Origin of the sequence: Streptomyces boluensis, from assembly GCF_009908195.1 — a bacterium.
Taxonomy (GTDB): Bacteria; Actinomycetota; Actinomycetes; order Streptomycetales; family Streptomycetaceae; genus Streptomyces; species Streptomyces boluensis.
Window position 1 is genome coordinate 1 of sequence record NZ_JAAAHS010000181.1, and the last position, 14,685, is coordinate 14,685.

Annotated in this window: 13 protein-coding genes; 4 read left to right on the forward strand and 9 right to left on the reverse strand. The window is 71.7% G+C overall.

Translation table 11 applies throughout. The features are described from left to right. Positions 1-429 precede the first annotated feature (429 nt). Positions 430-1,494 carry a cobalamin-independent methionine synthase II family protein gene (locus tag GUY60_RS21730; RefSeq protein ID WP_161700381.1) on the forward strand — a complete coding sequence of 355 codons (1,065 nt, stop codon included), beginning with the start codon at positions 430-432 and terminating at the stop codon, positions 1,492-1,494. Positions 1,495-1,563: 69 nt separating this feature from the next. Here the strand turns inward: GUY60_RS21730 and GUY60_RS21735 are convergent, their stop codons facing one another. Beyond that, positions 1,564-2,562 (reverse strand): TauD/TfdA dioxygenase family protein, encoded by a 999-nt coding sequence (locus GUY60_RS21735; RefSeq protein ID WP_161700383.1) that lies wholly within the window; start codon positions 2,560-2,562, stop codon positions 1,564-1,566. A gap of 656 nt (positions 2,563-3,218) precedes the next feature. On the opposite strand from GUY60_RS21735, the gene GUY60_RS21740 reads away from it, so the two are divergent. Further along, a complete protein-coding gene (locus GUY60_RS21740) occupies positions 3,219-4,631 on the forward strand; it encodes a DEAD/DEAH box helicase (RefSeq protein WP_161700385.1) in 1,413 nt (470 codons plus the stop codon). 75 nt (positions 4,632-4,706) lie between these two features. Here the strand turns inward: GUY60_RS21740 and GUY60_RS21745 are convergent, their stop codons facing one another. The 8 genes from GUY60_RS21745 to GUY60_RS21780 all read right to left on the reverse strand — a co-directional run bounded on the left by GUY60_RS21745 (position 4,707) and on the right by GUY60_RS21780 (position 12,257). Then, positions 4,707-5,093: a hypothetical protein gene (locus GUY60_RS21745; RefSeq protein WP_161700387.1), complete on the reverse strand. Its 387-nt coding sequence runs from the start codon at positions 5,091-5,093 to the stop codon at positions 4,707-4,709. 146 nt (positions 5,094-5,239) lie between these two features. Then, entirely contained in the window at positions 5,240-5,611 is a 372-nt protein-coding gene (locus tag GUY60_RS21750) for a VOC family protein (RefSeq protein ID WP_161700389.1), read from the reverse strand. Between the two features lie 90 nt (positions 5,612-5,701). After that, positions 5,702-6,538 carry an ABC transporter ATP-binding protein gene (locus GUY60_RS21755; protein WP_161700391.1) on the reverse strand — a complete coding sequence of 279 codons (837 nt, stop codon included), beginning with the start codon at positions 6,536-6,538 and terminating at the stop codon, positions 5,702-5,704. Continuing rightward, positions 6,535-7,560: an ABC transporter ATP-binding protein gene (locus tag GUY60_RS21760; RefSeq protein WP_312866379.1), complete on the reverse strand. Its 1,026-nt coding sequence runs from the start codon at positions 7,558-7,560 to the stop codon at positions 6,535-6,537. Before GUY60_RS21760 ends, GUY60_RS21755 begins: the two co-directional genes overlap by 4 nt. Then, positions 7,557-8,429 (reverse strand): ABC transporter permease, encoded by an 873-nt coding sequence (locus GUY60_RS21765; RefSeq protein ID WP_161700393.1) that lies wholly within the window; start codon positions 8,427-8,429, stop codon positions 7,557-7,559. Before GUY60_RS21765 ends, GUY60_RS21760 begins: the two co-directional genes overlap by 4 nt. Next, a complete protein-coding gene (locus GUY60_RS21770) occupies positions 8,426-9,355 on the reverse strand; it encodes an ABC transporter permease (protein ID WP_161700395.1) in 930 nt (309 codons plus the stop codon). The genes GUY60_RS21765 and GUY60_RS21770 overlap by 4 nt, the downstream gene beginning before the upstream one ends. Continuing rightward, on the reverse strand, positions 9,352-10,968 hold the full coding sequence (locus GUY60_RS21775; RefSeq protein WP_161700397.1) for an ABC transporter substrate-binding protein: 1,617 nt from the start codon (positions 10,966-10,968) through the stop codon (positions 9,352-9,354). The genes GUY60_RS21770 and GUY60_RS21775 overlap by 4 nt, the downstream gene beginning before the upstream one ends. After that, positions 10,965-12,257: an amidohydrolase family protein gene (locus GUY60_RS21780; protein ID WP_161700399.1), complete on the reverse strand. Its 1,293-nt coding sequence runs from the start codon at positions 12,255-12,257 to the stop codon at positions 10,965-10,967. The genes GUY60_RS21775 and GUY60_RS21780 overlap by 4 nt, the downstream gene beginning before the upstream one ends. 84 nt (positions 12,258-12,341) lie before the next feature. Between GUY60_RS21780 and GUY60_RS21785 the strand changes: the two genes are divergently transcribed. Both GUY60_RS21785 and GUY60_RS21790 read left to right on the forward strand, forming a co-directional pair. Further along, positions 12,342-13,040: a FadR/GntR family transcriptional regulator gene (locus GUY60_RS21785; RefSeq protein ID WP_161700401.1), complete on the forward strand. Its 699-nt coding sequence runs from the start codon at positions 12,342-12,344 to the stop codon at positions 13,038-13,040. Positions 13,041-13,262: 222 nt separating this feature from the next. Next, positions 13,263-14,660, forward strand: coding sequence for an MFS transporter (locus GUY60_RS21790; protein ID WP_161700403.1), 1,398 nt, complete (start codon positions 13,263-13,265; stop codon positions 14,658-14,660). Positions 14,661-14,685 lie beyond the last annotated feature (25 nt).

The following is a 14,685-nucleotide window of genomic DNA, read 5'->3' on the forward strand; positions in this document are numbered from 1 at the left end:
CGCCACCCCAGAGCAGCCCGTGGTTCGCGGCCCGGCTGAGCCGCGGCAACACGGGTTCGGCCCCGGGCCAGGAACGCGCGGCGACCTGCCGGAACACGGAGTGGTCGACGCCCCGGAGGAGGCTGCGGAGGGAACGCTTGCGGGAATTGCCCATGCTTTCTTATACCTGGCGCTGCCTTCTTATACCTGGCGCTGGTGGTCGGGGCGGTTCCGTGGTCGGGGCGGTTCCGTGGTCGGGGCCGTGCGGCCGGGACGGTTCCGTGGTCGGTGGCCAGGAGGTGTCCGTGGTCGGGTGGCGATCCGATCCGGCCTGATCGAACCGTGAACCCCTGGCCAACGGCATGCCGTTCCGGCCAACCTCCCCTCGGGGCCTGGCGGAATCGCGACTCGTCCGTCGCCGCCCCACGCGAGTGATCTAGCTTGCCCGGCATGAGCATTCCCACGGAATCCATCGGCTCCGTCCCCCGCCCGCGCGAGCTCCTGAACGCGCTCGCCGACCACGCGGCGGGCCGCATCGGCGACGACGACCTCACCAAGCTCCAGAACCAGGCCGTGGCGGACACGCTCGGCCGCCTCGAACAGCTCGGCTCCCCGGTGCTCGTGGACGGCGAGCAGTCCAAGCCGAGCTTCGCCACCTACCCGGTGGCGGGGCTCGACACGTTGAGCCCCGAGGGTGCCGTCATCCCGTTCGCCGACGGGCACACCCGGCAGTTGCCCGCGCTGACGGCCGGGCCGTTCCGTTACCGTACGCACGCCGTGGCGTACCTACGCGCGGCCCAGCAGCACACCGGACTGCCCGTCAAGCAGGCCGTGATCGCCCCGTCCGCGCTGAGTCTGCTCTACCCGGCCGAGGCGATCGTGGACTACTCGCGCGAGGCGTTCCTCGACGATCTCGTCGACGAGGCCGAGGCGGACATCCGGGGCTGCCTCGACGCGGGCGCGCACGCCGTCCAACTCGACTTCACCGAGGGCCGGTTGTCCCTGAAGCTGGACCCGAGCGGCGGGCTCCTCGACTCCTTCGTGGCGCTCAACAACCGGGTCCTGGACCGCTTCAGCGCGGCCGAGCGGGCCCGTATCGGAGTGCACACCTGCCCCGGCGGCGACCAGGACTCCACCCACAGCCTCGACGTCGACTACGCGGAACTGCTGCCCAAGCTGTTCCAGCTCCACGCGGGCAACTTCTACGTCCAGCTCGCCAGTGAGGCCGACCAGGAGCGGGTGTTGAGCATCATCGCCGAGCACCTCCCGGCCGATGTACGGGTGTTCGTGGGCGTGACCGACCCGATCGACCCGAGGGTGGAGAGCGCCGAGGAGGTACGCGACCGGGTCCTGCTCGCCGCCCGGCACATCCCGGTGGACCGGTTGGGCACCTGCGACGACTGCGGCTTCGCGCCGTTCGCCGATGACGCGTCCACGTCCCGCGAGACCGCCTTCGCCAAGGTCAAGGCGCGTATCGAGGGCACGCGGCTCGCGGCGGAGGAGCTCGGACTGTAACGACAAGGGCGGGCGCGCGGGGTCCGGTGGCCGGGCCCCGCGCACGCCACCCGCCTCCGTGACGCTCCGTCAGGCCGCTTCCGCCACCCTGCCGTTCGTGGAGGCGCCCGAGGCGATGCCGTGGACCGGGTCCGGCACCGACTCCGGGGCGAGGAGGCGCGAGGTCTCGCCGTCCACGCCGACCGGCACCTCGCCGTCGACGGTGACGCGGCGCAGAGTGCGCTCGTGGGCGTCGGAGTCGTCCACGCCGTAGTGCTGGGTGGCGCGGTTGTCCCAGATGGCGACGTCACCGGCGCGCCACTGCCAGCGCACCGTGTTCTCCGGGCGCTCGACGTGTGACTGCAGAATGTCGATCAGGCCCCGCGAGTCCCTGGCCGCGAAACCCGTGAGCTTCTGCAGGAAGTTGCCCAGGACCAGGGTGCGTTCACCGGTCTCGGGGTGCACGCGCACGACCGGGTGCTCGGTCTGGAACTTCACCGAGGTGAACACCTTGCGGTGCTGTTCCAGGGCCGCGCCGGTGGCCCCCGGCCGGACGGCCGCGTAGTCGTAGTCGTTGGTGTGCACCCCGCGCAGGCTGTCGGCGAGTACGCGGAGCGGCTCGGGCAGTTCGGTGTACGCGGCGGCCGTGTTGGACCACAGGGTGTTGCCGCCGTACGGCGGGACGACCTCGGCGCGGAGGATGGAGAAGGCCGGGTACGCGGGCACGAACGTCACGTCGGTGTGCCACTGGTTGGCGCGGCCGCCGCGCTCGTTGTCGATGCCAAGCGCGTAACGCCCGTCCACGGACGGCACGGTGGGATGGGCGACGGGCGTGCCGAGCAGCCCGGCGAACGCCTCGTGGCTCGTCGGGTCCAGGTGTTCCTGGCCCCGGAAGAAGACGACCTTGTGCCGCAGGATCGCGGTCCGTACGGCGGCCACGGTCACCTCGTCGAGATCACCCCCGAGCCGCACCCCCTCCACGACGGCCCCGATCCGGCCACCCACCTTCCGCACGGTCACGCCTTCGGGGTACGTGGTGGGGGTGGTGGTCTGGGTGGTCTGTGTGGTCTGTGTGGGCGCGGAGGTCATGGGGTTCCCTTCGGTGGGGCGGGTACGGGTACGAGTACGTCCGGGCACGGGTACGTCCGGGTGCGGCGGCGCGCGGGTGAGGGCGTCAACTACCCGTACACGTAAGGGTGTTGACGGTCACGCACAGGGCGGTACGGAACGCGCCGGAGTCGACGGGCCAGGCGCGGCAGGAGCACGGCGGGAAACGCGGTGCGTCAGAGCGCGTGAGCGGGCGCTGCCGGGGTCACGCGGCGCGGCGACGACACGCTGCCGAGGCGAGCCGCCCCAGGTCGACGTGGAGCCGCGGGACGAGAGGGATCGTCGCGGTCATGTCCAGGAGCCTGACGCCCACCGTCGGACCCGGTCAAGGTCCGCGCCCGTCCCTTCACGCCGCCGCAACGCGCCTGTCACCCCGGCCGGGAACCGCACCGGATACCGGAGAGCGCCGGATACCGAGAGCACCGCTCCGGGCGAGTACCACTCCGGGCGAGTACCGCTCCCGGCGAGCGCCGGGCCGGACATACGCACCGTGTTAGCCTCAAACGTTTGCACGGCCGCGACGCAAGGCGGTTCCGCCCGCCCGGTCCGACAGGTCCGACACCTCGTCCGCCGGCCCGCCGACATCTGCTGACTCCGGCCGAGCCTTCCTCGGTACGTTCCCCTGCGGAAGGCTCCTCATGGACCACCAGCACGACCAGCACTCCGTCGCGTCCTTCGCCGACCTTGAACTGCCGCCCGCCGTACTGCGTGTCCTCACCGAGCACGGCGTGGTCGAGCCCTTCCCGATCCAGGCGGCCACGGTGCCGGACGCCCTCGCGGGGCGCGACGTTCTGGGGCGCGGGCGCACCGGCTCCGGCAAGACCCTCGCGTTCGGGCTTCCGCTGCTCGCCCGGACGGCCGGGCGGCGGGCCGAGCCGAAGCAGCCGCTCGCGCTGATCCTCGCGCCCACGCGGGAGCTCGCCCAGCAGGTCACGGAGGCGCTCACGCCGTACGCCGAGGCGCTGCGGCTGCGGATCGCGACGGTTGTCGGCGGTATCTCGATCGGCCGGCAGGTCGCGGCGCTGCGCGACGGCGCCGAGATCGTCGTCGCCACCCCCGGCCGCCTGCACGACCTCATCGAGCGGAAGGCCTGCCGCCTCGGGCGGGTGCGGATCACCGTGCTCGACGAGGCCGACCAGATGTGTGACCTGGGGTTCCTGCCGCAGGTCACGGAGGCGCTCGACCAGGTCGCTCCGGACGGCCAGCGGATGCTGTTCTCGGCCACCCTGGACCGCGATGTGGACCAGCTGGTCCACACGTATCTGAACGATCCCGTGGTCCACTCCGTCGACCCGTCCGCGGGTGCCGTCGCGACGATGGACCACCATGTGCTGGTCGTGCACGGGCCCGACCGGTACGCCGTCACCACCGAGATCGCCGCCCGTGACGGCCGGGTCCTGCTGTTCCTCGACACCAAGCACTCCGTCGACCTGCTCACCCGGCACCTGCGCGCCAACGGGGTGCACGCCGCGGCGCTGCACAGCGGGAAGTCGCAGCCGCAGCGCACCCGTACGCTCGCGCAGTTCAAGAACAAGCAGATCACCGCGCTCGTCGCCACCAACGTCGCCGCCCGCGGCCTGCACGTCGACGACCTCGACCTGGTCGTCAACGTCGACCCGCCCACCGACCCCAAGGACTACCTGCACCGCGCGGGCCGCACCGCGCGCGCCGGGGAGTCCGGCCGGGTCGTGACACTGGTGCTCTCCGGCCAGCGCCGTGACATGAGCCGGGTGACCGACGAGGCGGGCATCGAGCCGCGGGTGACGAAGGTGCGTTCCGGCGACGCGGAGCTGAGCCGGATCACCGGGGCGAAGACCCCGCCCGGCAAGCCGCTCGACGGTCCCGCCGAGGAGCGACCCAAGAACACCAACAAGCCGTTCCGCGGTCTGGGCAGCAGCAAGGACGACTCCCGCGACAAGACCGGCGGCGCTGGCGGCACCGGGGGCGCCGGGGGCGGCTCGCGCGGTGGCGGCGGCAAGTCCCGCAAGGCCGATGAGGCGCGCAAGCTCGCCGAGGCCCGTAAGGCGGCTCGGGTGCGACGCGGCCGCTGAGGCTCACCGGCACCGGGATCAGGCACCGGGATAGGGCACCGGGATCGGGCGCCAGGCCCGTACGGTCCGTACGCGTCACCGTGAGGTGAGCCGCAGCTGGACCTCCTGCTCCTGGTCACCGGAGACCATGCCCTCGTCGTCGAGGGTGAAGGCCTCCGCGAGCGCGGCGTGCACGGCCACCACGTCGTGCGGCGCGCCCTGCAGCGTGACCTCCACCGGCGCTTCCAGCGGGGCCTCCAGCGGAGCGGTGCGCGGGGGTTCGTTGGGCGAGGTCGACACGTCGAGCGTGGCCGCCCACACCGTCGGGCTGTGCGGCGGATCGGCGCCGGGCACGGGGTGTGCGCCGCCGGTCTCCTCGTACGGGAACAGGCCCGTCAGCAGGTCGACGACCGCGTGCGCGTCGTCGGCGCGGCAGTCACTCAGGGTGACGGTGACACATCGGCTGATCGGTGGTGGGGCCACGGCGGTTCCCTTGTTCGTGGAGTTCGTGGAGTTCGTGGAGTTCGTTGCGCTCGTGGAGTTCCTTCCAGCGAACCACCGGAGCCGCGCGCACGCGCGTCGTACCGCCACGTGCCTCCGCGTACCGACCGCGTGCAGGCGCCGCGGCTTCAGGCCTGGCAGAGGCAGAACGGGTGGCCCGCCGGGTCCGCGTACACCCGGAATCCGCGCTTCCCGTCGCCGTCGTCCAGGTCGAGCGGTACCGCGCCGAGCGACAGTGCCAGCTCCTCGCCCGCCGCCATGTCCTTGACGTGGAAGTCCAGGTGCAGTTGCTGCGAGTTGTCGTCGGCCCGCGGCCAGTTCGGCGGGCGGTGTCCGGGGGCGCGCTGGAAGGCGATGCGGTGGCCGCCGGGCAGGTACAGGTCGTACCAGTCGTCGTCGTACTTCTTGACCTCGCCGCCCAGGAGCGCCCGGTAGAACTCCGCGAGCGCGTCGGGCTCGGGGCAGTCCACGGCGACCAGGCAGTACTCGACCACAGCCATGACAGTCCTCCGTCGTCGGCTACGCAGTCGAGCGTAGTGGCGCTCGCGGGGCCCGGCGCGGGGAACTCGGGCCGGACCCCGTCGACGCGGTCAGCTCGCAGCCGTTCCGCTCGCCGCGCTTCCGTTCGCCGCGCTTCCGCTCACCGCCCTCCTGCTCGGCTTCCAGCCGGGGCGCGGCACCGCGGCCCGTAGCGACTTGGTGTACTCCTCCTGCGGGTCGCTCAACAGGGCGCCGGTGGGGCCCCGTTCGACCACGCGGCCGCCGGACATCACCAACGCGACCTCGCTGATCTGATGGACGACGGCCAGGTCGTGCGAGATGAACACGTAGCTGATGCCGCTGCGTTCGCGGATGTCGGCGAGCAGGTTGAGGATCTGCGCCTGGATGGACACGTCGAGCGCGGCCACCGCCTCGTCCAGGACCAGCACCTGCGGCTCGACGGCTATCGCCCGTGCGATGGCGACGCGCTGCCGCTGGCCGCCGGAGAGCTGGCGGGGCAGCATCGTCGCGTGCCGCTCAGCGAGGCCTACCGCCTCCAGCAACTCCAGGGCCCGCTTGCGCCGTTCGCCGGGCGTGAGCGAGAAGTGCAGGTCGAGACTGGCCTCGATGACGCCGCCGATCCGCTGCAGTTTGTCCAGCGAGGAGTACGGGTCCTGGAACACGATCTGCATCTCGCGGGCGCGCCTGCGGCGTTCGCGCGACGAGACCCGGCCCGGTGGCCGCGGCCGGCCGCACACCCGGAGCGTTCCGCCCGTCGGGGTCTCCAGGCCGACCAGCATCCGCGCGAGCGTCGTCTTGCCCGATCCGGACTCGCCGACGACCGCGAGGGACTGGCCGCGCTCAAGCGTCAGCGACACGTCGTCCACGGCGACCGCCGTGCCGAACTCCTTGCGCAGCCCCGTCGCCTCGATCACTGTGTCGCTCATACGTCCACGTCTCCCCGCAAGGTGAGTTCACCGGCTCGTACGCAGGCCACCCGCGCCCCCTCCACGTCCTGGACCGGAGGCCTCAGGTCCCGGCAGTGCGGCTTCGCGTGCCCGCAGCGCGGTTCAAAGGCGCAGCCCTCGCCGCTCTCGAAGGCCGCGACGGGCCGCCCGGGGATCACGGGCAGCCGGTCCGCGACGGTGTCGATGCTCGGGCGCGAGAGCATCAACCCCGAGGTGTAGGGGTGGCGGGGTGTGGCCGTGAGGGTGGTGGACGGCTGTGTCTCCACGATCCGTCCCGCGTACATGACGGAGATGCGGTCGCAGGTGGCGGCGGCGAGGGCCAGGTCGTGGGTGATCAGGAGCATGGCCATGCCGCGTTCCCGGCGGAGTTCGTCGAGGATCGCCATGACCTCCGACTGGGTGGTGACGTCCAGGGCGGTGGTGGGTTCGTCGGCCAGGACCAGGTCGGGTTCCACGGCGAGCACCGACGCGATCATGACGCGTTGCAGCAGTCCGCCGGAGAGTTCGTGCGGGTACTGGCGCAGTCGCCGTTCGCCGTCGGGGATGCCCACATCGGCGAGGAGCCGTACCGCGCGGGCGTGCGCCTCGGCGGCGGCGACCCCGAGGTTGGCGATCATCGCCTCGGTGAGGAAGTCGCCGACGCTGCGTACCGGGTTGATGTGGGCGCGTGGGTCCTGGAAGACCATCGCGACGCGGCGGGCGCGCAGTTCGCGCAGGGCGCGCCGGTTCATGGTGGTGACCTGGTCGCTGTCGAAGGCGATGTCGCCGGTGACGCGGGCGCCGGGCGGGGTGAGGCCGAGCAGGGCGCGTGCCGTCATGGACTTGCCGGAGCCGGATTCGCCGACGAGGCCCACGGCCTCGCCGCCGCCGATGGCCAGGTCGACCCCGTCGACGAGGGTGCGCCAGCTCCGTCCGGCGCGCACCGCCACGCTCAGTCCGCGTACGTCGAGGAGGTCTTCCCGTACGTCACGGGGCTTGTCCTGTACTTCGGGGATCTTCACCGCAGTTCACCTTCCTCTCTGCCGATGCGGTCGCCCAGGATGTTGACCGCGGCGACCACGAGCGCGATCAGGAGGCCGGCGCCGAGGGCTTCGAGCGGCTGGCCGCGGGTCGCGCTGTCCAGGCCGCTCTTGACCATCAACCCCCAGTCGGCGGTGGGTGGTTGGACGCCGAGCCCGAGGAACGAGATCGCGGCCAGGTCGATGACGGCGAAGCCGAGGGCGGACACCGACTGGGCGACGATCAGGGGGCGCAGGTTGGGCAGCAGGTGCCGTACGCAGATGCCGACGGCGGACCGGCCCTGCACCCAGGCGGCGGCTATGTACGGCAGTTGGCGCTCGCGCAGTGCGGCGCTGCGCACCACCCGGGCCACGTACGGGGTGTACGCGATGGTGAGGCCGAGGACGACTCCGGGGACGCCGGGGCCGAGTACGGCCACCGCGACGAGCGCGAACACGATGCCGGGCACCGCGAACAGCACGTCGAGCAGCCGGGAGACGACCGCGTCGACCTTGCCGCCCGCCCAGGCCGCCGTGATGGCGAGGGTCGTGCCGATCGTGGTGGACAGGAAGATGATCAGGAGTGGTCCGCTCAGGGTGGTGCGGGCGCCCCACATCAGCCGGGAGAGCACATCGCGGCCGAGCGCGTCCCCGCCCAGGAGGTGCGCGGGCGAGGCGCCGGCCAGGGCGTTGAACAGGTCGGGCCGGTTCGGGTCGTAGGGGGCGACGACCGGGGCGAGCAGCGTCGTCGCCAGGACCGCGGCGAGCAGCACGGCGGCGCCGGTGCCGAGCGGGCCGAGTCGGCGCAGGGCGGGGCCCGGCCGCGGGAGGCGGAAGCCCCCGCGCGGCCGGACGGTGTCGAGGGCGGTCATCGGCTCAGCCTCGGGTCGAGCGCTTTGCAACACAGGTCCACCACCAGGTTGACGAGGACGAATGCGGTGACGAGGACCAGCACGACGGCCTGCACGACGGCGAAGTCGCGCTGCAGGATGGCCCGTACGAACAGTGAGCCGAGGCCGTCGAGGGCGAACACGTTCTCCACCACGACGGAGCCGGCGAGCAGGCCGGCCACGGTGAGGCCGGTGACGGTGACCACCGGGATCGACGCGTTGCGCAGCACGTGCCTGCGGATGACGTGGCGTTCGGCGAGGCCTCGGCTGCGGGCGGTCTCCACATGTTCGCGGCCCAGTTCCTCGCGGACCGAGGCGCGGGTGATGCGGGCCAGGAAGGCGGCGCTGCCCAGGCTGAGGGTGATCGCGGGGAGGGTGAGGTGATGGAGCCGGCCGAGGAATCCCTCGCCGGGCCCGAACACCGGGAACCAGCCGAGGCCGAGGGCGAAGACGATCACCAGGAGTACGCCGATGACGAAGGTCGGCACGGCCAGGGACGCCGAGGAGAGCGTGCTGATCACCGCGTCGGCCCGGCCGGGCCGCAGCCCGGCCACCGTGCCCGCGGCCACACCGACGACGACGATGACGGCCGTGGCGTATCCGACGAGCAGTGCGGTGGTCGTGCCGCGCGCGGTGAGCAGTGCCGATACGTCCTGCCGGTACACGAGGGAGCTGCCGAAGTCGCCCTGTACGGCGTCCCCGAGCCAGGCCAGGTAGCGGACCAGGAAGGGGTCGTCGAGCCGGTACTGCTCCCGGATCGCGGCGATCTGTTCCGGCGTGCCGCTGCGGTTGCCGAGGAGGAACGCCATCGGGCCGCCGGGGACGAGGTAAAGGAGGCCGTAGACGAGGAAGGAGGCGACGACGAGGACGACGGCGAGGCCGGCGAGGCGCCGCAGCAGGAACCTCATCGTGCCCCCAGACCGGCGGCCCACGGGTAGTACAGGTACGGGAAGGAGGGGACGGCTCCGGTCACCCGGTCGTTCATGTACAGGATCACCGGCAGGTTGTTGAGGGGCATCCAGGTGACGTCGCGGGTGACCTTGCTCTGGATGCCGGTGACGAGCTTCGCGCGGGCGGCGGGGTCGGCCTCGGCCCGTGCCTTCTCGATGTCGGCGTCGACCGCCTTGTAGTCGCTGAAGTTGGTCCGGCCGCCCTTCAGGAAGACCGTGTACACGTCCAGCGGGTCGGGCACGTTGCCGTACCAGGTACTCAGGAAGGCATCAACTCCCTTGCGCGCCTTGGGATCGCTGTACAGGTTGCCGTACTGCTCGACCGGGATGACCTTGATCTCGATGGGCAGGCCGAGCGCTTCGCCGGTGGCCTTGAGCAGGTTGGCGGTCTGCTCGTGCACGGCCGAGCTGCCCTGGATGCCGATGACGACGGGCTTCTCGGTCTTGCCCGCCTCGGCGAGCAGCCGCTCGGCCTCGGCCTGGTCGGGGGTCTCCGGCGGCAGCGCCCCGTGGGCCTTCTTGAAGGTGTCGCGGGCGTAGCCCCAGTAGTCGCTGCCGGTCAGGGCGCGTTGCGGAGCGGCTGTGTCCTGGAAGACGACCTTGGAGATCGCGGCCCGGTCGAGGGCGAGCGACAGCGCGCGGCGCACCTTCGGGTCGGCGTACGGGCCGGACTCGGCCGAACCGAGCAGCGTCCAGAAGGTGAGCGAACGGCCCAGGGTGACCGAGCCGCTGGTCGACTTCTTCAGCTGGCCGAGCCCGGCGGGCGGCAGGTAGAAGAACTGTCCGTCGACCTCGCCGGAGCGCAGCGCGTTCACCGCGGTCGTCTCGTCGGCGATGAATCGCAGCTTCAGCGAACGGGACTTGGCCTTCAGGGACTTGTCCCAGTACGCCTCGTTGCGGACGAGCGTCATCGAGTCGCCGGACTGCCAGCTCTTGAACTCGAACGGTCCGGTGCACATCACCCCGTCGGAGGGCGTGCCGATGCCCTTGCCGGCCTTGTCCAGGAACTTCTTCTGTACGACGGCGCCGGCGGCGGTGGCCATCGCCTGGTTGAACAGGACGTCGGCCTGCTTGAGTTTGACGGTGACCTGCATCGGCCCGGTCGCCTTGACGGACTTGACCGTGTGGAAGTAGTCGCCCCACCAGGTGCCGAGGGCCGGGTCGAGGTGGCGGCGCAGGCTGGCCGCGGCGTCCTCGGCGGTCAGCGGGTCGCCGTTCCAGAACTTCACGCCCTTGCGGAGCGTGTAGACCCAGGTGGTCGGGTCCGGGTTCTCGGCCTTCTCCGCGAGCCCCGGCTTGATCTTGAAGTCGGGGGTCAGCCGCAGCAGGCTCTCGCACATATTGGCCAGAGCGGTGTTCTCCGCGTAGTTGAAGGACCGGATCGGGTCCAGCGTCTGCGGCTCGTACGGAAGGTTCCAGGTCACCTTGTCCAGCCCCTTGGAGGCGGCCGCGGTGCTGGTCCTCAGGTCGAGCTTCGCCGGTGGCTTGCCCTGCTCCGACGGCTGCTGCGCCGCGGAACAGGCGGCAAGCGCGAGTACGAGCCCGATCACGGGGACGGTACGGCGGATCATCTCGACGCCCTTTCGACGGGTCGGCCGGTGGCGGCCTGGACGGACTGGCCGCGCTCGGCGGGGTCGGTGCGGTCAGCTGCCGCTGTGCGGTCGGCGGGGTCGGCGGGGTCGGTGAGTCGGCCGTCGCGGGCGACCACGCGGCCGTCGTGCACGACGAGGCGTGGAACGGGCCGGTCGACGACCGCCTGCACCACGGACTCGGCGGGCAGCAGCACGAAGTCGGCGGGGTCACCGACCTCAAGGCCGACCCGGTCGAGCCCCAGAAGCGCGGCACCGCCGTGCGCCACCAGCTCGTAGCACGCGGCGAGTTCGGCGTCGGTGCGGGCGTCCGTGCGGTACGCCAGCAGATGGGCCCGGTTGATCATGTCGCCGTCGCCGAACGGGGTCCACGGGTCACGGACACCGTCGGAACCCGCCGCGACCAGGACCCCCTTCGCGGTGAGCGGGCCGAACGGGACGACCGGGTCGGCGCCGAGCGCGCAGGTGGTCAGCGCCACTCCCGCCTCGGCCAACCGCTCGCCCATCTCGGCGAGTTCGGCGCCTTCGAGCTCGGCCAGGCAGAACACATGGCTGATCGTGACCCGGCCCCGCATCCCGGCCGCCACCGTCCGCCGCGCTATCTCGGTGACCTGCGCGAGGCCGGAAGGGCCGCCGTCGTGGAGGTGGATGTCGATCGGCGCCCCGGTGCGCTCCGCGACGCCGAACAGGAAGTCGAGCTGCCCGTCCATGTCGCCGTCCACGCCCACCGGGTCGAGCCCTCCGAGCACGTCCGCGCCCTCGGCCAGGGCCTGTTCGAGGAGTTCCGCCGTCCCGGGCGCGGTGAGCAGGCCGAGTTGCGGGAAGGCCACCACCTGTACGTCGAGCAGATGGCTCCGCTTCGCGGCGGCGGCGCCCACACCGTGCACGTTCGCCTGTCCGTACACGGGCGCGACATCGACATGGGCGCGCATCGCCCGTGTCCCCCGCGTGACGGCGCGGTCCATCAGGGCGCCCGCGCGCTCCTCGGCCGAGGCCCGGAACGTGGACCGGGCGGCGACCTCACCGTCGATCAGGTCTCGTAGAGTCCCGGCAGGGGCGCGGCTGAGCCAGGGCTGTCCCCAGGTGGTCTTGTCGGGGTGGATATGGGCGTCGACCGGCGCGGGCAGTGCCAGGTCGCCGCCGCCTTCGACGGTCACACATCCCTCGGGGAGGGCGGACGGATTGACTGCGGCGATACGGCCGTCGGACACCAGAAGGTCGCGAACTTCCGCGCCGTGCGGGCGTACTGCGGTGAACAAGGCATGCCTCATGGACAGTTGTCACTCCTTCGTCGGAGAAGAACGCGTTGCTAGAGTTATCAGGTCCTCTGATGACCAGAGAAGGGGTAGGGAGACATGAAAAACGTGGAGCGCGCACCGTCCCTAGTCGACGGGGTACTCGCCGAGCTCCGGCAGGAGATCGCCCGCGGCACCTGGCAGCTCGGCGACAGGATCCCGTCGGAGACCCGGCTCGCCGAGATGCTCGGGGTCAGCAGGCTCTCGGTCCGCGAGGCCGTCCGCGTCCTGGTGCACGCGGGCCTGCTCACGACGCGGCAGGGCCACGGCACGTTCGTGACCGCCACCGACGAGGCACAGGTCGCGCTCCGCCGCCGCCTCGACGACGCCGGCGCCACGGACGTCATGGACGTACGCCACGGCCTCGACCTGGTCGCCGCCCGCCTGGCCGCGACCCGGCGCACCGAGGACGATCTCCAGCGGCTCCGCGAGGCCCTGGACCGCAGGGCCGCCGCCGGGCGGAACGCCGACGTGGAGGCCTTCGCCGACGCCGACGTGGACTTCCATCTGCGGATCGCCGAGGCCGCCCACAACTCCGTACTGCGGGACCTCTACCAGGGCATGAGCGACGCGCTGCGCGACAGCATCAAGGTCGACCAGTGCATGGAACACACCATCGCCCGGAACGACACCTCGCACGAGGAACTCTTCGAGGCAGTCCGCCACAGCGACCCCACCACGGCGACCGCCGTCGTCCTGACCATCCTCGACCGCCAGGACCAGGACCAGGACTCGGGGGGCTCAACGGGCGGCAGCTGACGGCCACTCGCGTCCGCGGTCCGCCTGCCGTTGCCCGCACGGGCGGCGGCGTGGACCGCACGGGCGGTGTGGGCCGCGCGTGGCCGATCGTCCCGGACGGCGTGGACCGCGGACACATGGATCTCCCGAAGTATGGTGCCCCACCACATGTGCCACTGACCTGCCTGTTCCTACCTTGTGGCGACACGTCCTTCCCCCCGCCCAAGCCTGGAAGTGGTGCACATGGCCTCCGCAGCGTCCGCTCCACCAACACCCTCCCGTCTCAAGCGCATTGTCGCGGCGAGCCTCATCGGCACCACCATCGAGTGGTACGACTTCTTCCTGTACGGCTCAGCCGCCGCTCTCGTCTTCAACCAGCTCTTTTTCCCCGAGTCCGACCCGCTCGTCGGCACCCTCCTCTCCTTCCTCACCTACGCCGTGGGCTTCGCCGCCCGCCCGCTCGGAGCCCTTGTCTTCGGCCACTACGGCGACCGGCTCGGCCGTAAGAAACTGCTCGTGCTCAGCCTCCTGATGATGGGCGGCGCCACCTTCGCCATCGGTCTGCTCCCGACGCACGCCACCGTCGGCACCGCGGCGCCGGTGCTCCTGACCGTGCTGCGTCTCGTGCAGGGCTTCGCGCTCGGCGGCGAGTGGGGCGGCGCGGTGCTGCTCGTCTCCGAACACGGTGACGCGCGCCGCCGCGGATTCTGGGCCTCCTGGCCCCAGACCGGCGCCCCCGCCGGGCAGTTGCTCGCCACCGGTGTGCTCTCCGCCCTCACCGCCCTCCTCTCCGACGCCGCCTTCGCGTCCTGGGGTTGGCGCATCCCGTTCCTTCTGTCCGGTGTTCTCGTGATCGTCGGCCTGTGGATCCGGCTCTCCGTCGACGAGTCCCCCGTCTTCAAGGAGGCCCTGGCCCGCGCCGAGGCACAGAAGGCCGCGTCCGGCGGTGAGCGGCAGGTCGAGAAGATGCCGCTGGTAGCCGTGGTGCGTCACCACTGGCGCGATGTCCTGATCGCCATGGGTGCCCGCATGGCGGAGAACATCAGCTACTACGTCGTCACCGCCTTCATCCTCGTCTACGCCACCACCTCCGCCGGCGCCTCCCAGCAGACCGCCCTCAACGCCGTACTCATCGCCTCCGCCGTGCACTTCGCGGTCATCCCCGCCTGGGGCGCCCTCTCCGACCGCGTCGGCCGACGGCCCGTCTACCTGTTCGGCGCGGCCGGGATCGGCGCGTGGATGTTCCCCTTCTTCGCGCTGATCGACGCCGGTGGCTTCGGCAACCTGCTCCTCGCCGTCACCGTCGGCCTGGTCCTGCACGGCGCCATGTACGCACCCCAAGCGGCGTTCTTCTCCGAGATGTTCGCGACGCGCATGCGGTACTCGGGGGCCTCCATCGGCGCCCAGTTCTCCTCCGTCGCGGCGGGCGCGCCCGCACCGCTCATCGCGACCGCCCTACTCGCCGAGTACCAGAGCTCCACCCCCATCGCGCTGTACGTCATCGGGGCCGCTCTGCTCACCCTCCTCGCCGTCGGGGTCGCCCGTGAGACCCGGCACCGCGACCTGACCGACCTGGACGCGGACGCCACCGCCCCGGCCGACGCGGCCCCCACGGCGAAGACGGACGCCCGCACCGCCTGAGCCTCCTCCCCGCCCGACCTCGGGC